This is a genomic window from Actinomadura alba, assembly GCF_014323705.1.
GTDB classification, from domain to species: domain Bacteria; phylum Actinomycetota; class Actinomycetes; order Streptosporangiales; family Streptosporangiaceae; genus Actinomadura_C; species Actinomadura_C alba.
The window spans coordinates 13185-39696 of the sequence record NZ_JABVEC010000042.1 but is presented as its reverse complement, the minus strand read 5'-3'; the positions used below and the strand labels follow the sequence as shown (position 1 = coordinate 39696).

Genomic DNA, 26512 nt, shown 5'->3' with positions numbered 1-26512 from the left:
CCCCGGACATCTCCCAGACAGGCGGTGCGGATGAGCGAACTGGTTCCCGGGGGCAACCAGATCCTGCCGGGCGGCACTCTCTCGATCGAGGTGCCGGGGCCGTACGATCTCTCGGTGCTGATCACGGGCGATCACGGGAAGGTCGACGGCGACGGTGACTTCGTCTTCTACAACCAGCCGTCGGCTCCGGGCACGCGCCTGCGGGCCGGCACCATCGTCGTGGACCGGCCACGGCTGCGGGCGGGGGCGAGCCGGCTCACCGTGGTCGTCAGCCCGGCCGACCCGGGCGCACGACTCGGGCGCCTTCCCCCGCCCACGATGCGGATCACCGGCGCGGGCGGGTCGCTGCTCGCTCGGTTCACCCCTCCGCAACCCGAACACGAGACCGTTCTGCTGCTGGCGGAGATCTACCGCCGTGGCGCCGAGTGGAAGGTGCGCGCGCTCGGCCAGGGGTACGCGGACGGGCTGGCGGGAGTGGCCCGCGACTTCGGCGTCGATGTGTCCGACGACGGTGCGACGCCCCCCGCCGTGCCTCCGCCCCGTCCTGCCGCTGATCACCTGCACGTTTCCACCGCCGGGATCGTCAACTCGCAACGGGCCAGGGCCGGAGTTCCGCCCATGACGCCGGACACGCGGCTCGCGGCGGCGGCCCAGGCCCATGTCACGACCATGGTTCGGCAAGGCGTGCTCACCGCTGAGGGGCCCGATGGGCGGTCCATCTTCCAGGAGGTCACCCTCCGTGGGTACACCTATCTGTCCATAGCCGAGAACCTCATGTCCGGCCCGCGAACCCCGGCGGAGTTCGTGGAGTACTGCGTCAACGACGAGCAGGCTCGCCGTCCGCTACTCGACGCGGCATTCTCCGATTTCGGGATCGCCCACGCGGCCGGCGCCCACCCCGGGGACGTCTACTGGACCGCGCTGTGGGCCCGGCCGTTCACGGCACAGGGCCTGGCACGGACCGCCTCCGAGGTCATCTCGCTCACCAACGCCGAACGGGCCGAGGCCCGGCTCCGGCCACTGGCGGCCGATCCGCGCCTGGCCTCGGCCGCGCAGGCGCACAGCGCGGACATGGTCGCCCGTGGCTTCTACTCCCACACATCGCCGGAAGGGGGCGAGCCCTGGGACCGAGCGGCGGCCGCCGGATGTACGCATCGCGGGATCGGCGAGAACATCGCCTGCGGCCAGCGCTCCCCGGCCGAGGTCGTACAAGGCTGGATGAACAGCCCCGGGCACCGTGCCAACATCCTCAAGCCGGACTTCACCCACATCGGCATCGGCTTCGTCGGCGGCGGCCGGCGGGCGACCTATTGGACCCAGCTCTTCGGAATGTCCGCGTAGCCCCGACCGTGTCGCCGGGTGGCACGGCGTGACACTGGAGCATCCGCTTCTAAGCTCCCTTGCATGGCAAAGTACTTCGACGTGCATCCGGACAACCCTCAGCCTCGGGCACTGCGTCAAGTGGTCGACCTGCTCCGTGCGGACGGACTGATCGTGTACCCGACGGACTCGTGCTTCGCGTTCGGGTGCCGGCTGGGGAACAAGGAGGGCATCGACCGGATCAGGGAGATCCGCCGCCTCGACAGCGGGCACCACTTCACCTTGGTGTGCCGGGACTTCGCCCAGCTCGGCCAGTTCGTTCAGGTCGGTAACTCGCTGTTCCGCTCCATCAAGGCGGCGACTCCCGGCAGTTACACGTTCATCCTGCCCGCGACGAAGGAGGTGCCGCGCCGGTTGCTGCACCCCAGGAAGAAGACCGTCGGCGTCCGGATCCCCGATCACGTCGTCGCGCAGGCGTTGCTCAGCGAACTGGGCGAGCCGCTGCTGTCGAGCACCCTGCTCCTGCCCGACGAGACCGAACCCCTGACACAAGGCTGGGAGATCAAGGAAAGACTCGACCACGTGGTGGACGCTGTGATCGACTCCGGCGAGTGCGGTGCGGTGCCGACGACGGTCGTCGACTTTTCGCAGGGCGAGCCCGAGATCCTCCGCAGCGGTGCCGGGGACCCGTCTCGCTTCGAGTAGGACCGACGGCCGTACGGGGCGGTCGTGGGTTGCGACCGCCCGTACGCGGGCGAGATGAGGCGTCCGGGAAGAGCATGCCGTCTGCAGCCCGGACCAGCGGTCCGCCGGGTGAGCCGCTTCGCGTCCTTAGCCCGGACGTTGTCCCCGGACGCCCGAACCGGCTCTTGATCAGGCGCCGGACTCTTCCGCGTACTGGCGGCACTCGCCGGTGAAGACGGCGGCGAGCTCGGCATCGATGACCGACGCCGTGAGCTCGGCCGCGGGCACCCCGTTGACACCGGCGGGGTCGCGGTAGACCTGCATCGCGAGCCCCTCCGTCACGGCGGCGAGGCGGACGGCGGCGGGCCACGGGTCCAGGTCCGCCGCGACCTCCCCGCACTCCTTGCCGTTGTGGACGGCCTGGGCGATGTCTTGGCGCAGTCCCCGGGCGGTCTCGATGTCGACCTCGGCGAGCGCGGGCGCGTCCAGGGCGCGTCCGGCGAACGCCCTGGCCACCCGGAACTCGGTACGGCGGGTCTCGTCCAGGGGGATGAGCTCGGCCATCGCCTCGGCCATGACCCGCGAGATGGGTCGCCGGTGCTCGATCCCGGCCCGTATCCGCTCGTCGATCCTGCTCCGGATATGCGTGCTGACCCGGTTGAAAGCATGCAGGAGCATCTCGTCCTTGGTGCGGAAGTAGTGCTGCACCTCCGATCCGGGAGGACCGCCGGCGGCGGCATCGTCCTCACCCCCGATTCGGTACGGCTCATGCGCGAAGAGGGCAGGCTCCGGCCCACCGGCACTGGAACGGGATACGGGCTGGGCTGGCGGGTCGGCGGCCTGGACGCGCCGCTCGACGACGCCATCTGGCACACGGGGGCGACCCCCGGCTACTCGGCAATGCTCTTCCTGCTGCCGGAGCGGAACATCGCCATCGTCCTCCAGCAGAACCTGCACGGGATCCTCCACGACGCGGCGGTCATGGAGGTCGGCTTCGGCGCCGCCAGGCTGCTCGCGGGCGGCGGGCCGCCGGTCGGTGGCGCGTCCGCGTCCGGCTATCACGTGACCGTCTGGAGCGTCACCGCCCTCGCCATGGCGCTGATTCTGGCGGCCGGACGCTCGGCGCTCCTGCTCCGGCGCCCGGCCGTACCCGCCTCCCTGCCGCGCCGTGTCACCGTGACGGCTGCCTGGACCCTGGCGGGCTCGTTGCCCTGGATCGCCTTGGCGCGGCTCGTCGGCCGGATGGGCACGCACCGCCTGGCGACCTGGGTGCCCGACACTTTCATCGCCATGTGCGTCGCGGCGACCGCCGGCGCCGCCGTCGTCGCCCTCCGTCTCACGATCGCCCTCCGCACCACCCGTTCGCGCCGGCGCTCCGAGTGAAGACGTGTGGATCGCCGCCCCGCAGCTTGCCATGGCCCTTGGAAATATCTTGCCTTGCCGTGCCTGAGCCGGGAGGCCGCTGCGGGTATCGGGTGCTCATGGGCAAGGAGCATCCGATCGATGAGGACGCGTCGGCAGGTATCGGGCCGGCCGCCGACCACCGCGACGCCGGCGAGGACGGGACCGGCGAACAGGAGGCGGGAGGCGCCCCGGTCGGTCTCCGACCAGGCGAGCCCGGCCCGTCGGCGAGCGACGAGTTCGTGGAGCTGAGTCCGTGGGCGAGCGCGTTCGCCAGTCTGGTCGGGGTGCCCATCTGGGTGCCGACCGAAGGCCGGCCGGATCGGTAGTCCGACTCGTGGGGTGCTCCGCGTCATCCGGCGGGTACCCCGGCGGCGGCTCGGCGGTGGGTACGCATGCGAAGCAACACGATGGCGATGAGCGAGGCCGCCAAGGAGGCGGCGAGCACCGCGGTGGAGGCGGCCTCCGCCGCGGCCGGGTCGCCGGCGGTGGCCAGGCGGCTGATCAGCAGGCTGACGGTGTAGCCGACGCCGCCGAGAACGGCGATGGGCAGCACGTCGGCCCAGACGACGCCCTCGGGCAGCGTGGCCAAGCGCAGGCGTACGGCCAGCCACGCACCCCCGAAGACCCCGAGAACCTTCCCGGCCAGCAGGCCGGCGAAGACGCCCTGGGCGACCGCGTCACCAACGGACTCGCCGATCGCGTTGAGCGGAACACCGGCAGCGGCCAAGGCGAACAGCGGCACGATGACACCGGCCGAGATCGGGTGGAGCCGGTGTTCCAGCCGCTCGGCAGGGGACTCCTTCTCGCCCCGCGCAGCCCTGACCGGAGTGAGCAGGCCGAGCACGATCCCCGCGACGGTGGCGTGCACACCGCTCGCGTGAATGCACACCCAAGCCGCCACCACCAAAGGGATGATCAGCCACGGCGAACCGAGGCGGTGTCGTTGCGCCAGTCCATGGATGCCGCACAGCGCCAGCCCCGCGGCCAGCCACCACAGGTTCAGCCCGTGGGTGAAGAGGACGGCGATGAGCGCGATCGCGCCGAGGTCGTCGATGACGGCCATCGACAACAGCATCACCCGAACGCCGCTGGGCAACGCCGAACCGGCCAGCGCCAACACGCCGAGCGCGAACGCGATGTCGGTCGCCACCGGAATCGCCCACGCGCCGCCCTCGGCCGCCTGCCCACGTGAGACGGCCAGGGCCACGAGAACGGGCGCCACCATCCCGCCTCCCGCGGCGAACAGCGGCAGCGCGGCGGCCCGCCACCCTGCCAGCTCACCGACCGTCAGCTCCCGCTTGACCTCGACGCCGGCGACGAAGAAGAACACCGCCAGCAGGCCATCGGACACCCATGCGGCGACGGGCAGGCGCAGGTGCAGCCGGTCAGGCCCGAGCTCGGCACCCCACAGCTGCTCGTACGCCCCGGGTGCCAGATTCGCCCACGCCAGGGCCGCCGCGGTCGCCATGAGCAGCAACCGCCCGCCGGTGGTCTCCTGGCGCAGGAAGTCCGCCAGTGCGCCTGTCGGCCTGGTCTCCACGCGCCGACGGCGCGGCGATATGAACGAGGGAACACGCACAGGGAACTCCTGATCCAGCAGACGACGAAGCATCTGCCGACCAGACTTCCCGGCGCACCGCTTCAACCCTATCCATGCCGAACAGGCGAGCGGCGCACCTGTCAGGTAGCGAGATCGACGTGCTCGCCGCCGCTCTTTCGGTGAGCGGCGGCGAGCACGCGTAGGTCAGTCGAGGGCCGATCCGCCACCCTCGATGGGGAGCCGCACCGAGGCGGCCCCGGTCTGGACCTTCATGAGGGTGCCGGCCGGGTAACGCAGGGTGTAGTCGTAGTCGGTCGAGATCAACACGACGCCGATCCGGTGTCCCTTCTTGAAGACGTAGTCCTGCGGCTGCATCTCCCAGCCGAAGGAGTACATTTTGCCCTCCGTGATCGGCTCGGTACGGGCCATGTCATGCCGGTTACGGGCGTCCAGCCAGCCCCGAGTCACGATCTTGAAGTCCGCGGTTTGGGTCACGTGCCTGGTCCGGAAGGCGCAGCCGGTGTCACCGGGTATGCCCAAGCCGTAGCAGATCTGCTGTGAGGTGTCGCTGGCGGTACCGCTCGTGGCCCGGGTGTCGGTTCCGTAGTCGACCAGCAGCGCGGTGAGGTACGGCGAGGTGCCCTTGAGCGAGGCCTTGACCGAGACCGACGGCGTGCCGTTCAGGCGCACGTCCTTGGTGAGCTCGGGTGTGAGGTAGGCCAGCCGGTTCTCGCTCGCCTCGGTCTCGTTGTCCACGAGCGTGCTCGCGTTCACGGTCCGGCCCTGATCGGTCAGGGACTGGACGTCGCGCGAAGCGGCGGCCGTGGACAGCCGGCCGGGTTGCGCCTGTCCGCCGGAGCCGGAGTTGAGGTGCAGCGTGACGTTCTTGGTGCCGCGCGCCGGCCAGGCGTCCTGGGTCTTCCAGCTGAAGTCGGCCTGCTCGACGTCCACCCGGGGTTCCCGCGTGATGCCGTTCTCGATGCCGTACAACCAGTGGTCGTACCAGCGGTGCAGCTGCCGCAGCCATTCCTCGATGCGCAGGTTGAACGGGTTGGAATGACCGGCCTGGTGCAGCCAGAGCTTGGTCGGGACCTGCCCCTGAAGCGTCTCCCACCACTGCGCGAACTGCTTGGTCTTGACGTTCCAGTCGTTGAGGCCGTGCACAAGGAACACCGGGACCTTGACGTTCTTGGCGTTGACCAGGAAGTCACGCGCGGCCCAGTACTCGGAGTAGTCGCCGCTCTCACGGTCCTGCCGCGCGGCGAGTTCGTCGATGATCGGCTTGCAGATCTCCTTGTCGGCCCGCGTGTAGATGACTTTGGACATCACGTCGGTGTCCTCGCCCTGGTAACCACCCGGAGCGAGGACGCCGCCGTTCGCCCGGTAGTAGTCGTACCAGGAGGAGATGGCGGCGATCGGGACGATCGTCTTGAGTCCCTTGACCCCTGTGGTCGCCACCTGGTTGGGCAGCGTGCCGTTGTAGGAGATGCCCTGGAGCGCGACCCTGCCGGTGCTCCAGTCGGCTTTGATCCGGTTGCCGCTCTCGTCCCAGCCCTTGGCGTCGCCGGTCAGCCAGTCCACGGCCGCCTTGACTCCGAGCGTTTCGTTGCGGTCGCCGATGGTCGGGCAACCGGTCGAACCACCACTGCCGATGCTGTCCACCTGGGCCACGGCGTAGCCGCGGGGCAGGAAGTAGTTGTCGTAGTAGCCGGACCAGACCGTGGCGGCGGCCCGGGCTCCGGGAACGCCGCCGAGCAGCTCCGAAGAGATCTTGCTACCGGACCGCCGGTCGCTTTCGGGCTGCGCGGAATACCTCTCGCCGGTTCTGTCGTCCAGGCCGTCCCCGTCGACATCGACCCCGTGGAGCGGGATATCGAAGGTGCCGGCCCAGTAGGGGCTCGGCTCCATGATGATCGGGACCTTGAGGCCCCGTTCGGTCTCCTTGGGCCGGAGGATCCGCACCCGGACCGTGTCGCGTTCGCCGTCGCGGTCACTGTCGATCGTGGTCTGGACGTCGACGGTCTGATAGACGGCGTCGGCCCGGGAGAAGATCGGCTGGGTCTCACCTCCCTGCACCTTGATCGTGGGAGTGGTGTCGGCATGGGAGGCGCCGGCCGGGAGGGCCATCGCGGCGAAGACCGCGACGGTCACAGCCGGCGCGCCGAGCATGCGCATGCCTCTGGCGCGCCATTGCATGGAGGGCTCCGGGAGCTCGTGGGAGGGCACAGTTGATCAAATCTGGCCCACGAGCCCGGGAGACACAAGATCTGGGGCGAAATACCTTTGGAGCGCTTCAGGCGCCGCGCCGCTGGAGTCGCCGGTGATGCTCCGGGCCCGGCTGGTGGCGTGCACACGGTATCCGGCGAGGTGAGCAGGTCAGCGGTCAGGCGCGCTGGACCGGTGCGAGCGGTTCGCCGGGCTCAGCCGTCGGATCGGGCCGAGGTCATCGCGGAGATGATGCCGTCCTCGGTGATCTCGGAGCCCGACAGCTCCGTCACGATGGCGCCGTCGCGCAGCACCACGACGCGGTCGCAGCCGTCCACCAGCTCGTCCAGATCCGAGGAGATCAGCAGGACGGCGAGCCCGTCGACCGCCAGCTCGTCGAGAAGGTCCTGCACCTCGGCCTTGGTGCCGATGTCCACCCCGCGGGTGGGCTCGTCGAGCAGCAGCACCCTGGGATGCATGGCGAGCCAGCGGGCCAGCAGCACCTTCTGCTGGTTGCCGCCGGACAGTTCCGACACCCGCTGGCGCGGTGAGACGGCCTTGATTCGCAGCCGTCGCATGAACGTCTCCACGACCCGGTCGATGCGGGTGTTGGACACCACTCCGAAACGCGACAGGCGGGGCAGCGCGGCGAGCGCGATGTTGTCGCGAATGGAGAGAGCGGGCACGATCCCCTCGGTCCTCCGGTTCTCCGGCAGCATGCTGACCCCGGCTCGGATGGCGCCGGTGATGGACCGCCGCAGGGGCGTACCGGCCACCGTCACCTGCCCGGAGTCCAGCGGCAGGGCGCCGGCGATCGCCTTCGCCGTCTCGGTACGGCCCGCGCCGAGCAGCCCGCCGAGGCCGAGGACCTCACCCTCGCGGAGTGCGATCGAAACGTCGGCGAGCACGTGCTTGCGGGTCAGGCCGATGGCCTGAAGGAGCGGCGGATCCCCGGGTCCCGCCGGCACGCCCGTGGGCGCCGGCGCCGGAGCGCGGACCGGGCTGCGGCCCAGCATGAGCGACACCAGCCGGGAACGGTCGAGGCCGGCCAGCGGGCCGGTGTGCACCACCTTGCCGTCGCGGAGCACCGACACCAGGTCGCAGATCTCGTAGAGTTCCTCGAGCCGGTGGCTGACATAGATGATCGACCGGCCCTGCGCGCGCAGGGCCGTGACGGTCTCGAAAAGTGTCCGGATCTCCGGCGGCTCCAGCGCCGAGGTCGGCTCGTCCATGATGACGACCCGTGCGCCGGTGGCGGAGGCGCGGGCGAGCGCGACGAGTTGCCGCGCACCCGCGGGAAGCGATCGCAGCGGGCGGCGGACGTCGACGCGCAGACCGTACCCGCTGACGATCTCCTCGGCCTCGGCGTGCATGCGGGCGAGGTCGATCAGGCCCAACCGGCTGCGGGGTTCCTGACCGAGGAAGAGGTTGCGGGCGATGCTCATCTGCGGGACGAGGTTCGTGGCCTGGTGGACGGCCGTGATCCCGATCCGCTGGGCGTCGAGTGGACCCGTGAGGTTCAGCCGCAGGCCCTGGTAGCGCAGCACCCCGGCGTCCGGCCGGCACACGCCGGACAGCACCTTGACCAGTGTCGACTTGCCCGCGCCGTTCTCCCCGGCGATCGCGTGCACCTCGCCTGGGCCGAACGTCAGGGAGACATGGTCCAGGGCCCGGACGCCCGGGAAGGTCTTGAGCACTCCGGCGGCTTCGAGGATTCTTTCTGCCACGAGGTGCCTCCTGGGAGTCGCCGCACCGGTCGCCCTGACGGTGATCGGATTATGGAACGATTCTGTTACAGCCGGGGCCCCATTCCGGGCACGGTCGATCAGAACCGGTCTCAGAGCCTGGCGATGTGCAGACGTACGCCTCGGCCGCTCAGCTCGTCCAGTTCCTCCCGGGGCGCCGCGTCCTCGGTGACCAGGTGGTCGATCTGCTCGGCCGGCACGGTCTGCACCATCGTGTCGGTACCGATCTTGGTGTGGTCGGCGAGCACCACGACCTCTTCGGCGGCGGCCGCGAGAGCCCTGTCGATGCTGGCCACCTGCACGTTCGGCGTGGAGAGCCCGCGTTCGGCGGTGAGCCCGTTGCCCGAGATGAAGGCCCGGCGCACCCGCAGCCCGGCGAGCGAGTGCTCGGCGGCGCTGCCGACGACGGCGTGGATCGAGCCGCGCAGCGTGCCGCCGGTCAGCACGACCTCGATGCGCGGGGAGCCGGCCAGGGCCTGCGCCACGAGCAGTGAGTTGGTGACGACGGCGAGCTCGGTGTGCTTGGTCAGCCGCTGCGCCAGCGCCTGTGTCGTCGTGCCCGGTCCGATCACGATGGCGTCACCGTCCTCGACCAGCGATGCCGCCAGATCGGCGATGGCCGCCTTCTCCGCCGAGGCCACCTGGGCCTTCTGCACGTACGTGGGCTCGCGGGACAGCTCGCCCGGCAGCGAGGCTCCGCCGTGGTGGCGGTTGAGCAGGCCGGCCGACTCGAGTGCCCGCACGTCGCGCCGCACGGTGACCTCGGAGGACTGCACCGACTGCGCGAGTTCCCGCAGCGAGACCGCGCCGTTGGCGCGGACGAGCTCGAGAATGCGCTGCCGGCGTTCCGCGGCGAACACCGGTTTGCGGCCGTCCGCCGATCCCTGGGTGTCGCTCAAGGTCCCCCCACTCGGCTTACCCGCCGTAACGAAACCATCTGGCCAATTGCGATCGTAGTCAGTCGCAGGCCCTCCCGCTCCCGGGCGCGCGACTTCGCTGTCACGAGACAGGTTCGGATCGTTCGTGACCGAATTTGATCGGAATCTCTTGACTCCTTCGATCATCCGGTGCTTGATTGAGGTCGGCCAACGGTTCATATCTTTCCGATTCGGTCCGTCCTGCGATCCCGTCCACCCCCTGCCCGAAGAGGATCTTCTGGGATGAAAGCGAAGCGACGCAGCCCGCACGTGCTGCTGGTCCTGCTCATCACTCTCGCAATGCAAGGTGTCGTCGTCCCGGCCGCCGTCGCGACGGCCGCGACCAAACCGACGAGCCCCACGACCGCCGACGGCACCGAACGCCACGGGCTGCGCGGCGACTACCACCTGAGCTCCGGGCCCGGAGCGTTCGACTTCCACGAGCTCAAGGCGACCGTGCTCGATCCCAACATCGAGTTCCCCGACCTCGAAGGCACGCTCAGGGAGTTGACCGGGCGAAACGACAACGTCACCGTGCGCTGGACGGGCCGGATCCAGCCGCGGTTCTCCGAGCCGTACACCTTCTCGATGATCGGCGACAACGGGTTCCGGCTCTGGGTGAACGACCGCCTGATCATCGACAACTGGGTCGACAACTGGGACATCGAGAAGATCGGCGAGCCGATCGCGTTGCAAGCCGGGCAGAAGTACGACATAAAGATCGAGCACTTCGAGCACCACGGCGGCTCGAACCTGCGGCTGCGCTGGCAGAGCCCGAGCGTGCCCAAGGAGATCGTGCCCGCCGCGGCGTTCACCCCGCCGGACGGCTTCGTGCCCGCCGGCCCGTCGACCGCGGCGGTGGCAGAGGCCGGCGACACCGTCGCCCTCGGCTTCGACAGCGCGCTCACGCCGCCGCCCGCGGGTGCGCGCGAGCATCTCCGACTCTCCGTGGGGGGCACCGCGTGGCCCATCGCCGCTCTCTCGCTCGCTTCCGGCGACCCATCGGTGCTCACCCTGAAACTCGAGCACCCCATCCCGCGTCAGGCCGGTAGCGGGATCAGGATCTCCTACGACGGCGCCGGCGGTCTCACCACCCACGACGGCGCGGCGGTCGAGCCGTTCAAGCACGTCGCCGTGGCCAACGAATCGACCTACTCCATCAAGACCCGGTGGGCCGGCAAGGTCGACCCGGCCCGGCCGCTGCCCGACTATCCCCGTCCCCAGCTGACCCGTCCCAAGTGGCAGAGCCTCAACGGCACCTGGCAGTTCGCGGCAGCGCGGGCCGGGGAGGCGCCCCCGGTCGGGCGTGACCTCGCCGAGCGCATCGTCGTGCCGTTCCCGGCCGAGTCGGCGCTGTCCGGGATAGGCCGTGGTGAGGACCGCATGTGGTACCGCCGTACGTTCACCGTGCCGAACGGCTGGCGCGAGCGCGGGCAGCGCCTGCTGCTGCACCTGGACGCCGTCGACTGGCAGAGCACCGTGTACGTCAACGGCACGCGGGTGACCACCCACACGGGCGGCTACGATCGGTTCAGCGTCGACGTGACCGACGCGCTCAAGCCCGGCGTCGCCCAGGAGCTCATCGTCGGCGTGTACGACCCGACGGATCTGGGCGGCCAGGCGGTCGGCAAGCAGCGCAAGACCCCGGGCGGCATCTTCTACACCCCGGCGTCGGGCATCTGGCAGTCGGTCTGGATCGAGCCGGTCGCCGACACGCACGTCACCGGCGTGCGAACGACGCCGGACGTGGCCGATGCGGCGTTGCGGGTCACCGTCCAGGCACAGTCCGCCTCCGGCGCGACCGCCGTCGTCAGGGCCAGGGACGGCGATCGCGTGGTCGGCACCATCAGCGGCCGACCGGGCACGGAGCTGCGGCTCCCCGTGCCGCGGCCGAAGCTGTGGTCGCCGGAACAACCGTTCCTGTACGACCTCGACGTCACGCTCGTCGACGCCGACGGCCGGAAACTCGACAAGGTGGGCGGCTACTTCGGCATGCGCACAGTGGGCGTCAGCCAGGTGGACGGCGTCCGCCGGATGACGCTCAACGGCAAGCCCGTCTTCCAGATCGGCCCGCTCGACCAGGGCTTCTGGCCGGACGGCATCTACACGGCCCCGACCGACTCGGCCCTGCGGTACGACCTCGAGCAGACCAAGCTGCTCGGCTTCAACGCGGTGCGCAAGCACGTCAAGGTCGAGCCCGACCGCTGGTACTACTGGGCCGACCGGCTCGGCCTGCTGGTCTGGCAGGACATGCCATCGATGTTCAGTACCCCGGACAGCGCCGAGCGGACTCAGTTCGAGACCGAGCTGCGCACGCTGGTCGACCAGCACCGAAGCCATCCCTCCATCGTGATGTGGGTGCCGTTCAACGAAGGCTGGGGCCAGTACGACCAAGCGCGCATCGCGGACATGGTCAAGCAGTGGGACCCCTCACGGCTCGTGAACAACATGAGCGGGATCAACTGCTGCGGTGCTGTCGACGGCGGCAACGGGGACGTGATGGACTTCCACATCTATCCCGGCCCCGGCACTCCGGGAGCGCCAAGCGCCACCCGGGCCTCGGTGCTCGGCGAGTACGGCGGTCTCGGGCTGCCGGTGATCGGGCACACCTGGTCGGGTGGCGGCTGGGGCTACGCCGTGGAACCCGACCCGAAGGCGCTCACCGACCGCTACGTACTCATGAACCAGCGGCTGCGTGAGCTGCGCAGCTGTAACGGGCTCAGCGCGGCGATCTACACACAGACCACCGACGTCGAGACCGAGCTGAACGGGCTGATGACCTACGACCGCGAGGTGACCAAGCCCGATGCCGCCCGGGTGCGGGCGGCCAACCAGGAGCTGATCCACGGGCCGGCCGTGGCCTGCGGGACCTCCTGACCTTGGAACTGGCGGAGGGGGCGGCGACCTCGCCCCCTCCGCCCGCCATGACGCGACCAACTGCAGGATCACCGCGGGACGGACTCGTTCTCCCGCGTCACCCGGGAAGGAACCCATGATGCGACACGCCCCCCGCCCGCGGGCGATGGCTCTCGCTCTGGCCGCGGTGCTCGCGGCCGCCGGCTGCGCCAAGTCCGAGGACAGCGATCCCGAGCCGGCGGCCGGTGCCGACCAGGGCCGGCAGGTCGCCCAGCAGCCCACCGGCCCGGCCGGCGCCACATGCACTCTCGACAGGTTCGGCGGCACGAAGTTCGACCTCAAGTCCGCGACGGTCGGCTTCTCCCAGTCGGAGAAGGAGGCCAACCCGTTCCGGATCGCCGAAACCAAGTCGATCAAGGACGAGGCGGCCAGGCTGGGCATCACCAAGCTCAAGGTGACCAACGCCCAGTCGCAGTTCTCCAAGCAGATCACCGACGTCCAGCAGCTCATGGCCCAGGGCGCCCGGCTGCTCGTCATCGCACCCCTGAACTCCGACGGCTGGGAGCCCGTGCTGCAGCAGGCGGCGGCCAAGAAGATCCCGATCATCACCATCGATCGCAAGATCAACGCGAAGCCCTGCGGTGACTATCTGACCTTCATCGGGTCGGACTTCTACGAACAGGGCAAGCGCGCGGCGGACCAGATGACGCAGACACTCGGCGGGAAGGGGAAGGTGGCGATCCTGCTCGGAGCGCCCGGCAACAACGTGACCACCGAACGCACCAACGGCTTCAAGGACCGCGTCAGGGAGAAGGCGCCGGGTATCCAGATCTCCTTCGAGCAGACCGGGGAATTCGCCCGAGAGAAGGGGCAGCAGGTTACCGAGCAGCTCATTCAGTCCAACCCGGACATCAACGGCATCTACGCGGAGAACGACGAGATGGCGCTCGGCGCGGTGACCGCCCTCAAGGGAGCGGGCAAGAAGCCCGGCGAGGTCAAGATCGTCTCGATCGACGGCACCCGGGGCGCGGTGCGGGGCATCGTCGACGGCTGGCTGCAGTCGGTCATCGAGTCCAACCCGCGGTTCGGCCCGCTGGCCTTCTCCACCACCCAGAAGTTCCTCGACGGCGAGCCGATTCCCGAGAAGGTCATCATCAGCGACCGGGAGTACACCACGGCCAATGCCAAGGACTCCCTCTCCCAGGCCTACTGACGGGGCCGCCGAGGATGACGAAGAGCACAGAACCGGTGCTGGAGGCGACGGAGGTCTCCAAACGGTTTCCCGGGGTCCTCGCCCTCGACCAGGTGTCGTTGTCCCTCGGGCCCGGAGAGGTGCACGCCCTCGTCGGCGAGAACGGCGCGGGGAAGTCGACGCTGGTCAAGGTCCTCACCGGTGTGCACCGGCCGGACGGCGGGCGGCTGCGCCTTCACGGCCGGCCGGTCGCCTTCGGCACGCCGCTGGAGGCGCAGCGGGCCGGGATCTCGACCATCTATCAGGAGGTCAATCTCATCCCGCTGATGAGCGTGGCCCGCAACCTGCTGCTGGGGCACGAACCACGGGGCCGTCTCGGCGGCATCGATCTGCCCCGGCTGCACGCCCAGGCCGAACACGTTCTGGCCGGCTACGGCCTGAGCGTGGACGTACGGCGCCCGTTGCGCTCGCTCAGCGTGGGCGCCCAGCAGATGGTGGCGCTGGCCCGCGCCGTCTCCGTCGACGCACGGGTAGTGATCATGGACGAGCCCACGTCGTCGCTGGAGCCGCGCGAGGTCGCGACGCTGTTCGGTGTCATCGGCGAGCTGCGCGACCGAGGGATCTCGACCGTCTACGTCAGTCACCGGCTGGAGGAGCTCTACCAGATCTGCGACCGGGTGACGGTGCTACGGGACGGAAAGGTCGCGCACACAGGGCCGCTCGCCGGCCTCGACCGGCTCCGGCTCATCTCGCTCATGCTCGGCCGCGATCTCGCCGAGGTTCGGGCGGTCGGCTCGGCCGGCCCGGCGAGGACGCCGGACGGCGCGGCCCCGGTGCCGGTCGTGGAGACCCGGGGCCTGGCGCGCAGGCATGTCCTGCGGGACGTGTCGATAGAAGTGCGCCGGGGTGAGGTGGTCGGTCTCGGGGGGTTGCTCGGTGCCGGCCGCACCGAGACGGCCAAGGCGATCGTCGGGGCGATGCCGGTGGACGCGGGCGAGGTGATCGTGGCCGGCGTCCCGCTGCGGCGTCGCTCCACGGCGGGGGCGATCCGGGCCGGCGTCAGCATGCTGCCCGAGGACCGAAAGGCCGAGGGCATCGTGCCCACGCTGTCGGTGCGGGAGAACATCGCACTGGCGGCGCTGCCGCGCCTGGCCCGGGCGGGCGTCGTGTCGGACGCCCGGATCGACCGGGTCGTGGAGACGTTCATGCGACGGCTGCGGATCAAGGCGGCATCCCCCCACCAGCGGGTGTCGGAGCTGTCCGGCGGCAACCAGCAGAAGGTACTGCTGGCCCGCTGGCTGGCCATGAGTCCCAAGGCGCTGCTGCTCGACGAACCCACCCGGGGCATCGACGTCGGCGCCAAGGCGGAGGTGCAGACCTTGATCGAGGAGCTGGCCGGTGCGGGCCTGGGCGTGCTACTGATCTCCTCGGACCTCGAGGAGCTCGTGTCCGCCTCGGACCGGATCCTCGTGCTGAGGGACGGAGCGGTCGTGGCGGAGCTGGCCGGCGCCGACGTGACCGAAGAACAGATCATGGCCGCCATCGCGGCCAGGTCCGGAGAGGAGCCCCATGGCTGAGGCCGTGGCCGAGCGTCAGGGGATCGATCGGGCGCGGGTCCTCGCCTGGCTGCAGGAGTACGGCGTCTACGCCTCGGTCCTCGCGCTGCTGCTGTTCAACGTGGCGTTCACCCCGCACTTCGTGGACACCGGCAACTTCCGGACCCAGCTGGTGCAGGTTGCGCCCATCGTCATCGTGTCGCTCGGGATGGCGCTGGTGATCGGCACCGAGGGCATCGACCTGTCGGTCGGCTCGGTCATGGCGCTGGCAGCCTCAGTCGTGGTGCTCTACCTGGGGTACGGGGCTCTTCCCGCCCTGCTTCTGGCACTGCTCGCCGGCGGCGTCGCCGGTGCGGTCGGAGGCGCACTGGTCGCGTACGTCGGCGTGCAGCCGATCGTCGCCACGCTCGCGCTGCTCGTCGGCATCAGAGGGCTCGCCAACGTGCTCGTGCCGCAGCTCAGGGAGTTCACCGACCCCACACTGATCGCGCTCGGCAGCGACTCGGTGATGGGCGTGCCCCTCGTCGTGCTCATCGCGGTGGGCCTGACCGCCGTGGTCACCTTCCTCGTCCGGCGCACCACCTTCGGCAGGCAGGTCGTCGCGATCGGCGGCAACCGCACCGCCAGCGAGCTGTCCGGCCTTCCGGTGCGACGGGTCCTGCTCCTCGTCTACGTCATCTCCGGCCTGCTCGCCGCCGGGGCCGGTGTGCTCGCCACCGCCCGGCTCCAGGCCAGCGACCCGACCTCGCTCGGAATGTTCATGGAGTTGTCGGCGATCACCGCGGTGGTCATCGGCGGTACGCCGTTGAGCGGCGGGCGGATCCGCGTTCTCGGCACCGTCATGGGGGCGCTGCTGATGCAGCTGCTCCAGGCGACCCTGATCAAGCACAACCTTCCGCAGTCGTGGACGCAGATAGTTCAGGCCGTGATCATTCTTGCCGCGGTGTACGCGGCCCGGGAGCGGGGAGCGCGATGACCCACTCGAACGTGATGGCCGACCGGGAGGGGGCGGCCGCCCCGGCCGCCGGCCCGGCACGCGGGGAAACGGTGAGCCGGCTGCTGCAGCAGCACGGCGCGCTCATGGTGCTGTTCGCGCTGATCGTGTTCGGGTCGGTCGCTTTCGACTCGTTCGCGGGGGGTGAGAACGCCGCCAGCATCGCCGTCTCCTCGTCGTTCCTCGCGATCGTCGCCATCGGAATGACGTTTGTGATCATCAGCGGTGGCATCGACCTGTCGGTCGGGTCGCTGTTCGTGCTCGGCGGAGTGCTGGCCGCGTACGGATCCCGCGCCGGGATCGTGGGCGCGCTGGGGCTGCCGCTCGTGGTGTGCGGCGCGATCGGTCTTCTGCAGGGCCTGTTCATAGCGCGGTCCCGGATGGCCCCCTTCATCGTGACGCTGGCGGGCCTGCTCGGCGTACGGGGCATCATGCTGGCAATCTCGGACGAGGGCGCCACCACGTACCTGGTGGAGGACCGGGCCTTCGCCTCGCTCGGGCAGGACGGGTTCCTCGGCCTGACCTACCCCGTCTACCTCACCGTGCTGCTGTGCGTCATCGGCATCGCCCTGCTGCAGCGCACCGGGTTCGGGCAGAACGTGTTCGCCATCGGGGGCAACGAGGACGCGGCGGCGCTCATGGGGGTACCGATCGTCCGCACCAAGGTCCTGGTCTACTTCATGTCGGGGCTGCTCGCCGGGCTGGCCGGAGCGCTCAACGCGGCCCGGCTGTCGTCCGGCGTGACCATCCTCGGTATCGGGCTGGAACTGGACGCGATCGCGGCCGTGGTCATCGGCGGCACCCTGCTGACCGGGGGTGCCGGCGGGCTGACCGGCACGATGGCGGGCGTCCTGCTCCTCGGCGTGATCCAGAACCTGATCAACCAGGTCGGCAATCTCACCTCCGCCTTCCAGCAGGTCGTCAGCGGAGTCTTTCTCGCCCTGGTCGTCATCGCCCAGCGCATCCTGAGCCGGGTCCAGCGGCTGACCTGACGCCGTTCCCTCGACCGAGTCACCCCACACCAGAGCGGGAGGACCTGATGGAGCACTCATCGATCGGCCGGCGTGGCTTCCTCATCACCGGAGGTGTCACCGCGGCGGCGTTGGCGACGAGCGGTCGCGCTTTCGCATCGGATTCGGCCGGGGACACGAGCGTGCGGTTCGTCAAGCGTCCCGTGGCCGGCACCTCCGGCGGGCTGTACGCCCCGAACCGCTCGCCGTTGGCACCGACGCCGTTCCTGAAGCTGCCGCCGGGCGCGGTCCGGGCCAGGGGGTGGCTGGGCCACCAACTGCGGTTGCAACTCGACGGGCTGTGCGGCCGTTACGACCAGGTCTCCGACTTCCTCGACTACGACACCTGCGGTTGGGTGCACCCGGAGAAGAACGCGTGGGAGGAGCTGCCGTACTGGCTGCGCGGCTTCGGCGACCTCGCGTACGTCACGGGCGACGAGCGTGCGCTCGCGACGACCAGGCGGTGGCTGGACGGCATCATCGCCACACAGCAGGCCGACGGCTGGTTCGGGCCGGCGAGGCTGCGCACGTCGCTCGAGAACGGTCCGGACTTCTGGCCGGGCATGCCGCTGCTGTCGGCCTTCCGGTCGTGGTACGAGTACGCCGCCGACGAACGCGTGGTGCCGTTCATGACGAAGTACTTCCGGTTCCAGGCCGACCAGCCGCCGGAGGTGTTCAACCGGAGCTGGGGGGCGTTCCGGTGGGGCGACAACATCGACAGCGTCTACTGGCTCTACAACCGTACGGGCGAGTCGTGGCTGCTCGATCTGGTGGAGAAGATGCACTCCGGCTCGGCCGACTACGTGAGCGGTCTGCCGACCCGGCACAACGTCAACATCGCGCAGGGCTTCCGTGAGCCGCTGCAGTACGGCCTGCTCGCCAAGGACCTCAAGTACGCCGAGGCCACTTACCGCAACTACGCGACCGTGATGGGGGAGTACGGGCAGTTCGCCGGTGGCGGCTTCGCCGGCGACGAGAACACCCGCGATGGTTTCGGTGATCCCCGCCAGGGTTTCGAGACCTGCGGGATCGTCGAGTTCATGCACAGCTTCGAAATGCTCACCCGGTTCACCGGCGACCCGGTGTGGACCGACAGGTGCGAGGAGCTGGCGATCAATCTCATGCCGGCCGCGTTCGATCCGGAGCAGCGGTCGGTGCACTACATCACCAGTGCGAACAGCGTCCGGCTGGACCGGACCGCCAAGGTCTACGGGCAGTTCCAGAACGGGTTCGCCATGGAGGCCTACCTGCCCGGCGTGCACAACTACCGGTGCTGCCCGCACAACTACGGCATGGGCTGGCCCTACTACGTCGAGGAGCTCTGGCTCGCGACGCATGACGGAGGGCTCGCGGCGTCGATGTACGCCGACTCGACGGTGACCGCGCGCGTCGCCGGCGACCGGCAGGTGACGATCGACCAGCGGACCGGCTACCCGTTCGACGACACCGTGCGCTTGTCGGTGTCCACCGGCGGGGCCGTCGCGTTCCCGCTCTACCTGAGGGTCCCGGGCTGGTGCGCGAAGCCCCGGCTGTGGGTCGGCGGGCGTGCCGTGCCGGTGCGGACGGACGGTTCCGGTTACCTCGTCGTCGAGCGGACGTGGCGAGACGGCGACCGGATCGAGCTGACCCTGCCGATGCGCACGTCGGTGCGTACCTGGACCCGCAACCACGGCTCGGTGTCCGTGGACCACGGGCCGCTCACGTTCTCTCTCGCGATCGAGGAGACCTGGAAGAGGACCGGCGGCACGCCCGAGTGGCCGGAGTACGAGGTCTTCCCGGCATCGCCGTGGAACTACGCCCTCGACCGGCCGGAGCCGGACCGCTTCCGGGTCGTCCGGCGGCGCGGTGACGTACCGGACGACCCGTTCACCCCGCGGACCGCGCCCCTCGAGCTACGGGCGAAGGCGCGAAAGATCGATAACTGGCGCGCCGATCCGCAGGGTGTCGTGCGGGTGCTGCAGGACAGCCCCGCGCGCACGAACGGCCCGGGGGAGGAGGTGCGGCTGATCCCGATGGGCGCCGCGCGGCTGCGGATCACGTCGTTCCCGGTCGCGGGGACCGGTCCGGACGCGCACGAGTGGACGCTGCCCGAGGTCGAGGCGTCGGCATCGCATGCCGAGGGCTCCGTGCTCGCCCTCTACGACGGCAGGTGGCCGAGCAGTTCCGCGGATCACGGCATCCCGCGCTTCACCTGGTGGGACCACCTCGGAACCGCCGAGTGGGTGCAGTACGAGTACGCCGAGCCGGTCCGGGTCGAGAGCTGCGCCGTGTACTGGTTCGACGACACGGGAATCGGCCGATGCAGGGTACCGGCGTCATGGGAACTGCTCTGGCTCGACGGTGGACAATGGCGGCCGGTCACGGCGGCCTCCGGTTACGGCGTCGCCGTCGACGCGGTGAACCGGGTGACATTCGCTCCAGTGGTCACCCGCGGCATCAGGATCGCCGCGCGGCTCCGTGACGGGTTCTCCGCGGGGATCCTCGAATGGGAGGTCCCGCGCACCGCCCCGTGAGGCGGGTGCCGGATGGGCATCCGGAACGTGGACGCCACCGCGCCGTTGGTCAGCGCCCGCTTGTGACGACCTTCCTGGCGATGCGGTCCCGCTCGGCCGCATCCTGCTCGGCCGTTTCCTGCTCGGCGAGTTGCCGGGCGTCGTAGGCGGCACGGGCGGCCGCGATCTCGTTCTGGTGCGCCTCGGTCCAGGTGACCAGCGAGCGGATGGTGGCGTGCAGAGTCGTCCCCAGCGGCGTGAGCTCGTAGTCGACGCGCGGCGGCACGACGGGGTGCACGGTCCGGTGGACGAGCCCGTCGCGTTCCAGGTGGCGGAGCGTTCTGCTGAGCATGCGCTGGCTGATGCCGTCGATGCTGCGGCGCAGTTCGGTGAACCGCAGGCATCTCCGGTCGAGCAGGGCGATGACGAGCAGCGACCACTTGTCCGCGACGCGGTCGAGGATCTGCCGTACCTCGCAGTCCTCCCGGGCGTCCCACTGGAGAACGTCGTAGTCGCCTGCGGTATCCGTGCAGTAACCGGGGGACGTGAAAGTGCCGTCTTCCATGGTCACAAATAGTGCCGGATGATGCTCTCGGTTACAAGAGGGAACCGGCAGGCCATTGAAGAACCGTAACGGCCGGCCGGGTCCTCGCCTTCGCGAAAAAAGGAGAGTCGACTCGTGTCAACACCGCAGTCCCCGCCACTCGGCGGCGGCACCGGCCGCATCGGCGCGCGCGCCTGGAGCATGCTGTTCGTCCTCTGTGGAGCGATCTTCCTCGAGGGGATCGACGTGGCGATGCTGAACGTGGCGCTGCCGTCGATCCGGGCCGACCTCGATCTGTCCACCGGCATGCTGAGCGGGGTCGTGAGCGCCTACGTGCTCGGCTACGGCGGATTCATGCTGCTGGGCGGGCGCGCCGCCGACCTGCTGGGCCGGCGGCGGATGTTCCTGTTCTGGCTCACCGTTTTCCTCCTCTTCTCCGGGCTGGGCGGATTCGCGACCGAGGGATGGATGCTCCTGGTCGCGCGATTCGTGACGGGGGTGGCCGCGGCCTTCATGACCCCCGCCGGCCTGTCCATCATCACCACGGGCTTCGCCGAGGGCCCGCAGCGCAACAAGGCCCTCCTCGTCTACGCGGGGACGGCGTCGGCCGGGTTCTCGCTCGGGCTCGTCATCGGCGGTGTGCTCTCCTCGATCGACTGGCGGTGGGTGTTCTTCGCGCCGGTCATCCTGTCGGCCGTGATCCTCGTGCTCGCCGTCCCGCTCATCCCGAAGGACCGCCCGGAGCACTCCGGCCACGGGTTCGACATGGCCGGAGCGATCACTGTGACCGGCGCGATGCTGCTTCTGGCCTACGCGGTGGTCCGGCTGGAGCACCCCGCTGAGGGACTGGGCTGGACGCTCGGCGCGTTCGGCGCGGCCCTCGCCTTCCTGGCCGCCTTCATCTCGGTCGAACGCCGGTCGGCCGAGCCGCTCGTACGCCTGGGAATCCTCCGCTCGGGCCCGCTCGCGCGGGCCAACCTGGGCGCGATGCTGTTCGCGGGCTCGTTCTTCGGCTTCCAGTTCCTGGCCACCCTGTACCTGCAGGAACTGCGCGGGTGGACGACGCTTCAGACAGGTCTGGCGCTGCTGGCCATCGGCATCGACGCCGTCCTCGCCCCGACGCTCACGCCGCGGCTGATGGAACGGTTCGGCAATGTCCGGGTGATCTTCGGTGGGCTGGTGATCGCGGTCGTCGCCTACGCGCTGTTCCTGCCGGTCGGGCTCGACTGGACGTACGCGGCCATGTTCCCGACCATGATCCTGCTCGGTCTCGCCTTCGCCCTGGTCTACGGGCCGCTCACCATCGCCGCCACCGACGGCATCGCCGAGCGGGAGCAGGGCCTGGCCGGCGGCCTGCTGAACACCGCGTTCCAGTTCGGCGCGGCACTCGGCCTGTCGGCCGTCACCGCCGTCAACGTGGCCGCCCTCGGAGCCGGTCGCTCACCCGGGGCGCGTCTCGACGCCTTCCAGGCGGCACTGATCGTGCCGGTCGCCGCCGTCGTGCTCGCCGCGATCGTCACCGCGTTCGGCCTGCGCCGCGCCGGGACACCGGGCTCCGTCCCGGCCGACCCGGCGAAGGCGGGCGTGGAACCGGCGGCCACCGGGGCGCGGCCGTGAGCCGCCGGTCACCGGCGAACCTCGAAGGGAGACCGAGATGACGGCGAAAGTGCGATCGTTCAGCGAAATACAGGACGCGTTCTTCGCGTACATCAGTGACATCGGCTACGCCACGATGATCACAGTGGACAAGAAGGGGCGGCCCCGCGCGCGGGTTCTGCTGCCGATCTGGGAGATGACGGGCGACCGGCCGGTCGGCTGGCTCGCCGCCTACAAGACCCCGGTCAAGGTGGCGCACCTCGCCAACAACCCGCACACCACCTTCTCCTACTGGAACCCGCGGCAGAACGCGGTGTTCATCGACGGCGTCGCCACGTGGGTCGACGACCCGGAGGTCAAGCGAACGGTGTGGGAGTCGTACCGCAAGGGAGAACCGCCGGGGGTGGGTTATGACCCGGTGAGGTACTGGAGGGGCGGACCGACGGATCCCGAGTACCACGTCCTGCGCGTGGATCCCTGGCGCGTCCAACTCGTGCGCGGCACTGACCTCGGCAGCACGATCTGGCAGGCCGAGGGCACCGCCTGACGGCGCTGGACCTGGGGCTGACGTACTGCCTCAAGACATGACGGAATCAGTCCACCGCGCCGCCCTCGTGAGACCCGGACCGGTCTCGCGAGGGCGGCGTACGTGCCAGGACGGCAGCCTGCCCGTCACGTTCACGCCGCCGTCGTGCTGACCGCGTGAGCGATCCCCGCATGCCCACCGCTCGGCCCGGTGCTCGGACCGATCACGCGCGCCGTCCCGCCACGAAGCTGAAAGCGGCGCGGAACCTGAAAGACGACGCGCTGCCTCCGCTGCCAGCACCGCTCACGCCTCGGTGTCCGCGGAGCCGGTCATTCGGCGGATCGCTCGGCGGACCCGGCGATCGGGCTGAACTCCAGGTAGGACACTCCCGGCATGGGGAGCGCGAAGCGGATCGCGACGGGCCCGCCGCGGGCGTTCACCCGGTCCGGCGGCGCGAACTCCTCGAGCGCGTCCACGGCGTGCAGTTCCGCCCACTGCTCCCCGGTCGGCCAGCCGTCGCCGCCGCCCATGCTCCGCCAGGCCGTCCGGATGTTGGAGTGCGACTCGTCCACACGGTGGTGCCGCAGCTCGTACTCGCCGGGCGGCAGGTCCTCCACGGTGACCGTGACGTAGCGGTCCAGCAGCGGGTCCCCGTCGGCCTGGGCCTGGTTGAGCGTGGAATTCCAGAGCAGCACGCCGACCCGGCCGGAGCCGCGCGCGGCCCACGACTCGACCCCGGCGACGTCACCGTGCACGGTCGCTTCGAGTTCCTCGTCACCGAGCCGGTCGGCCAGCGACAGCGCCCAGAAGCGGGGCTTGCGCAGGTTGCCGACGGTCAGCAGGCCGAACCCGCCGTGGAAGAGCGCTTGGGGCCGGCCGAGCTCCTCGAAGTGGTCGGAGGCGACCCAGTGTGACAGTGAGTCCAGCCGCCCGGCCGCCGACCTCATGCCGTGCAGCAGGAACGCCGCGCCGAACGCGCCGTCGCCGATGCCGTGGAAGTGGGTGGGCGTCGGCCCCCACTCGGTCCACCAGATCGGGGTGCCCTCGCGGCCGTGCCGTGCCAGGGCCGGCCGCCAGTCCAGCGGGGCGTTCCCATAGGTGTGCGTCGAGATGAAGTCGACGGCCGCGCCCGACGCGGCGACGTGAGTGAGCAGCTCGTCCACCCAGCCGTTGGCCGCCGACGACGGCCCGCCGACGCGTAGCGCCGGGTCGACGCTCTTGACCGCCGCCGCCGAGACGTCGTACAGCCGGAAGAACTCCTCCGGCGTGCCGGACCAGAACACCTCCAGGTTGGCCTCATTCCAGACCTCGAAGGCCCAGTTGTCGCGGACCTCCTCGAGGCCGTACCGCGCCACCAGGTGGGCCACCAGCGCCTGCACCAGATCGCCCCACCGGTCGTAGTCGTGCGGCGGGGAGATGATCGCCCCATAGCCGAACACCGTCTGCGAGGGGTCGCGAGCCAGGTCCCGCGGCATGAACGACAGTTCGACGATCGGCCGCATGCCGAACGACATGATCGCGTCATAGACCGTGTCGACGCCGCTGAAGTCGTGCACTGGAGCACCGTCGACCTCGCGGTACACCCCGAGGTCGTCGCAGAGGATCGCGTGCGCGCGGACGGTGCTCACGCCGAGCTCGTCGTGCATGATCCGCAGTGCCTCGGTGAGCTCCGCGCCGATCGGCCGTCCTCCGGTTTTGTCGGCGCTCAGCAGGTGGGACAGATGCTCGGAGCCGACCATGTGCCGCCACGGCCGGGGGAGCGGGCGGGTCACCCGCCCCGCGTGCACGCGGACGGCGACCTCCGGCATGCCCTCCGGCGCGGGTTCGCGCGGGGCCTCCTCGGTGGCGGGCGGGCCGGCGAGCGGGGTGGCCGGGACGGGGGCCGACAGTGGGCCGACCACGTCCATGGCGGCGATCGCCGTGACGACGTACCACCGCGGGCCGGCCATACCGGTGTCGACGTAGGAGGTGCCCGGGACGGCGGGCACGTCCACGTCGGGCTGCCGGATCGGCTCGAAGGGGCCGTCGACGTGGTCGGAGCGGTGCACGAGGTAACCTGCCGCGCCCTCCACCGGTTCCCATGACAGGGTCACCTGCGCCACCCCCGCCGTGGCGCGAAGCCCCCCGGGGGCGGTGAGCGTGACGCCCGCCGAGGGCGCCGCGGTGCCGGACGCCTTGTAGATCCTGGCCTGCCAGTCGCGCCGTGCCTCGTCCGCGGTCGCGCCGGAGATGTTGGTCATGTCGATGTCCCCGATTTCGTGTCGATGATGGGTCCGTACCGTCCGCCGCCGCGCGAGGCGGGCCGCGCGGCGGCGGACGGCGGGTGGGGGATGGTCAGTCCAGGCTCAGCCGGGCCCGCATGGCGGAGGAGGGCGGAACGACGTCCCAGTCCTCCAGGCCCAGGACCGGCCGGAGCCGATCCTCGACCTCGCCGGTGGCGAAGTAGCGCTGCATGTTGCCGTGGGAGAGCTCGTTGCCCAGCGCGGCCATGATCATTCCCTGGTCGAGGGCGAGGTAGAACTTCGACACCTTTCCGCTGCGCACGGCGATCGCGTCGTAGAAGCCGCCCGGGCCGTAGGCGTCGAAGTCGCGCCGCAGCTCCGCCAGGTTGCCGAGGGCGGCGCGCGGCGCGTACGGCAGGGCCAGGAACGAGGCGTGCGGAGTGACGATGCCGTCGCCGTAGGCCGCCGGTTCGGGCGCGGCCTCGCGGCAGCCCTCATAGCCGTAGTCGACCAGCGTCCCCTCCTCGTCGGAGGGGTACCCGTCGGACTGCATCCCGATGGCGTCCACGCCGTACGCGCGGTAGCCGCCGTGGGGGTCGTTGGACGGCGAGAAGCCCCAGTAGCCGTACTTCGCCTCCTCCATGCCATGCGCGACCTGGGCGGCGACGAACACGGGGTGGTTGCGTCCCCAGCTTCGCGCCGCCCACTTCTGCTCGGGCACGAACAGGTCCGGCATGAGCTCCTCGAACATGCTGCCGCCCCAGATCGGGACCAGCCGCATGCCCCGGTATCCGTACGTGCCCTCGTAGGTCCTGATCCCGAGGTGGGTCTGGAACTCCCCTTGCGGGCGCTGCTCCTGCCAGCCGAACGAGCAGCCGTCGTCGCCGAGGGTGCGCAGCAGCCCGAAGTAGTGCTGGGGCGGAAGCTGCCCGCGCGCGATGCCCACGTACGTGGCGATGCGCGTCTCACCGGGCGAGCCATAGGTGTGGCAGGTCTGGTACACCTCTGTTCCGGTGCCGAGGTAGTCGGCCTTGATCGAGCAGGTCGGGGCCGGGTCCTTCGGCCAGAAACCGCCGCGAAGCAGGCCGGTGCCGTTCGTCGCCGCCTTCGGGTCGTAGTAGGACCTGAAGTCCATCCCGGCGAGCAGCCGTCCGGCCCGGGCCTTCTCCTGTGGGACGGCGTTCTGCACCATCATGAGCGCGGTGGCCAGCCAGCCGTTGTCGACGCTGGACAGGAACGGCTTGACCTGGCTGCCGTCCTCCGGCCAGATCGTGACCACCTTGAGCGTCTTCGGGTCGTACCAGTTGTAGAACTGACCGTCCGGGGAGTGGCGTTCGAGCCGGCCGACCGAGTCGAGCGTCCGGCCGACCCGGCTCGCGGCCTCTCGCGCGGAGATGAACCCGAGGTCGCGGGCGACCAGGGTGCTCCACAGGTACGCGCCGATGTTCGTCGGCGAGGTGACCGCGGCCCGGGTCTTCAGATCACCGGTGATCTTGTCGGCCGGCAGGCCGGTGCCGGGATCGGTCATGGCGTCCATGGACCGCCACGTGTCGGTGGCGTACGCGCGGAGGGTGGCAGACGTGGCCGCCGAGGACGAGGGGCGGGATGAGGGGACGGCGGCGGACGCGACCGGGCCGGTGGCCACAGCGGCGCCGACGGCCGCGGTGAGCGCGCCGGCCAGGGCGCGGGAACGGACGGATCGCATGGAG

Annotated in this window: 20 protein-coding genes; 12 read left to right on the top strand and 8 right to left on the bottom strand. The window is 70.2% G+C overall.

All coding sequences use genetic code 11. The annotated features are described in order from the left end of the window. Positions 1-30 precede the first annotated feature (30 nt). Together HKK74_RS34105 and HKK74_RS34100 are read left to right on the top strand one after the other, a co-directional pair. Positions 31-1341: a CAP domain-containing protein gene (locus HKK74_RS34105; RefSeq protein WP_187247534.1), complete on the top strand. Its 1311-nt coding sequence runs from the start codon at positions 31-33 to the stop codon at positions 1339-1341. A 63-nt stretch (positions 1342-1404) separates the two neighbouring features. After that, positions 1405-2025 (top strand): L-threonylcarbamoyladenylate synthase, encoded by a 621-nt coding sequence (locus tag HKK74_RS34100; protein ID WP_187247533.1) that lies wholly within the window; start codon positions 1405-1407, stop codon positions 2023-2025. Positions 2026-2193: 168 nt separating this feature from the next. Here HKK74_RS34100 and HKK74_RS34095 read toward each other — a convergent pair whose 3' ends face one another. Then, positions 2194-2712, bottom strand: coding sequence for a TetR family transcriptional regulator C-terminal domain-containing protein (locus tag HKK74_RS34095; protein ID WP_312882063.1), 519 nt, complete (start codon positions 2710-2712; stop codon positions 2194-2196). Here HKK74_RS34095 and HKK74_RS34090 point away from each other — a divergent pair. Both HKK74_RS34090 and HKK74_RS34085 read left to right on the top strand, forming a co-directional pair. Next, positions 2704-3387 (top strand): serine hydrolase, encoded by a 684-nt coding sequence (locus tag HKK74_RS34090; protein WP_312882062.1) that lies wholly within the window; start codon positions 2704-2706, stop codon positions 3385-3387. The two genes, HKK74_RS34095 and HKK74_RS34090, sit on opposite strands and share 9 nt — an antisense overlap. A 59-nt stretch (positions 3388-3446) precedes the next feature. Beyond that, on the top strand, positions 3447-3734 hold the full coding sequence (locus HKK74_RS34085) for a hypothetical protein (RefSeq protein WP_187247530.1): 288 nt from the start codon (positions 3447-3449) through the stop codon (positions 3732-3734). 23 nt (positions 3735-3757) lie between these two features. Here the strand turns inward: HKK74_RS34085 and nhaA are convergent, their stop codons facing one another. From nhaA to HKK74_RS34065, 4 genes are all read right to left on the bottom strand, one after another. Further along, the gene (gene nhaA / locus HKK74_RS34080) at positions 3758-4948 is read right to left on the bottom strand and encodes a Na+/H+ antiporter NhaA (protein ID WP_312882061.1); all 1191 of its coding nucleotides are present in this window, start codon (positions 4946-4948) and stop codon (positions 3758-3760) included. Positions 4949-5152: 204 nt separating this feature from the next. Continuing rightward, positions 5153-7144, bottom strand: a complete 1992-nt coding sequence (locus HKK74_RS34075) for a Xaa-Pro dipeptidyl-peptidase (protein WP_187247528.1) — start codon at positions 7142-7144, stop codon at positions 5153-5155. A 224-nt stretch (positions 7145-7368) separates the two neighbouring features. After that, positions 7369-8880: a sugar ABC transporter ATP-binding protein gene (locus tag HKK74_RS34070; RefSeq protein WP_187247527.1), complete on the bottom strand. Its 1512-nt coding sequence runs from the start codon at positions 8878-8880 to the stop codon at positions 7369-7371. Between the two features lie 110 nt (positions 8881-8990). Next, positions 8991-9797 carry a DeoR/GlpR family DNA-binding transcription regulator gene (locus HKK74_RS34065; protein WP_246492265.1) on the bottom strand — a complete coding sequence of 269 codons (807 nt, stop codon included), beginning with the start codon at positions 9795-9797 and terminating at the stop codon, positions 8991-8993. Between the two features lie 261 nt (positions 9798-10058). Here HKK74_RS34065 and HKK74_RS34060 point away from each other — a divergent pair, with 261 nt between their 5' ends. The 6 genes from HKK74_RS34060 (at position 10059) to HKK74_RS34035 (ending at position 19936) form a co-directional block, all read left to right on the top strand. Then, positions 10059-12692, top strand: a complete 2634-nt coding sequence (locus HKK74_RS34060; protein WP_187247525.1) for a PA14 domain-containing protein — start codon at positions 10059-10061, stop codon at positions 12690-12692. A 118-nt stretch (positions 12693-12810) separates the two neighbouring features. Further along, on the top strand, positions 12811-13884 hold the full coding sequence (locus tag HKK74_RS34055) for an ABC transporter substrate-binding protein (RefSeq protein WP_187247555.1): 1074 nt from the start codon (positions 12811-12813) through the stop codon (positions 13882-13884). Between the two features lie 14 nt (positions 13885-13898). Continuing rightward, positions 13899-15440, top strand: coding sequence for a sugar ABC transporter ATP-binding protein (locus HKK74_RS34050; protein WP_187247524.1), 1542 nt, complete (start codon positions 13899-13901; stop codon positions 15438-15440). After that, the gene (locus tag HKK74_RS34045) at positions 15433-16395 is read left to right on the top strand and encodes an ABC transporter permease (protein WP_187247523.1); all 963 of its coding nucleotides are present in this window, start codon (positions 15433-15435) and stop codon (positions 16393-16395) included. Before HKK74_RS34050 ends, HKK74_RS34045 begins: the two co-directional genes overlap by 8 nt. Continuing rightward, positions 16392-17405: an ABC transporter permease gene (locus HKK74_RS34040; protein ID WP_187247522.1), complete on the top strand. Its 1014-nt coding sequence runs from the start codon at positions 16392-16394 to the stop codon at positions 17403-17405. The genes HKK74_RS34045 and HKK74_RS34040 overlap by 4 nt, the downstream gene beginning before the upstream one ends. A gap of 47 nt (positions 17406-17452) precedes the next feature. After that, positions 17453-19936: a beta-L-arabinofuranosidase domain-containing protein gene (locus tag HKK74_RS34035; RefSeq protein WP_187247521.1), complete on the top strand. Its 2484-nt coding sequence runs from the start codon at positions 17453-17455 to the stop codon at positions 19934-19936. A 49-nt stretch (positions 19937-19985) separates the two neighbouring features. On the opposite strand, the gene HKK74_RS34030 is transcribed toward HKK74_RS34035, so the two are convergent. Continuing rightward, positions 19986-20480 carry a winged helix-turn-helix transcriptional regulator gene (locus tag HKK74_RS34030; protein ID WP_187247520.1) on the bottom strand — a complete coding sequence of 165 codons (495 nt, stop codon included), beginning with the start codon at positions 20478-20480 and terminating at the stop codon, positions 19986-19988. A 114-nt stretch (positions 20481-20594) separates the two neighbouring features. On the opposite strand from HKK74_RS34030, the gene HKK74_RS34025 reads away from it, so the two are divergent. Then, a complete protein-coding gene (locus HKK74_RS34025) occupies positions 20595-22076 on the top strand; it encodes an MFS transporter (RefSeq protein ID WP_312882059.1) in 1482 nt (493 codons plus the stop codon). Positions 22077-22113: 37 nt separating this feature from the next. Then, positions 22114-22602, top strand: coding sequence for a pyridoxamine 5'-phosphate oxidase family protein (locus HKK74_RS34020; protein ID WP_187247519.1), 489 nt, complete (start codon positions 22114-22116; stop codon positions 22600-22602). A gap of 308 nt (positions 22603-22910) precedes the next feature. Here the strand turns inward: HKK74_RS34020 and HKK74_RS34015 are convergent, their stop codons facing one another. Both HKK74_RS34015 and HKK74_RS34010 read right to left on the bottom strand, forming a co-directional pair. After that, complete coding sequence (locus tag HKK74_RS34015) at positions 22911-24821, bottom strand: GH39 family glycosyl hydrolase (RefSeq protein ID WP_187247518.1); 1911 nt, start codon at positions 24819-24821, stop codon at positions 22911-22913. A 94-nt stretch (positions 24822-24915) separates the two neighbouring features. Then, positions 24916-26508 (bottom strand): glucoamylase family protein, encoded by a 1593-nt coding sequence (locus HKK74_RS34010; protein WP_187247517.1) that lies wholly within the window; start codon positions 26506-26508, stop codon positions 24916-24918. Positions 26509-26512 lie beyond the last annotated feature (4 nt).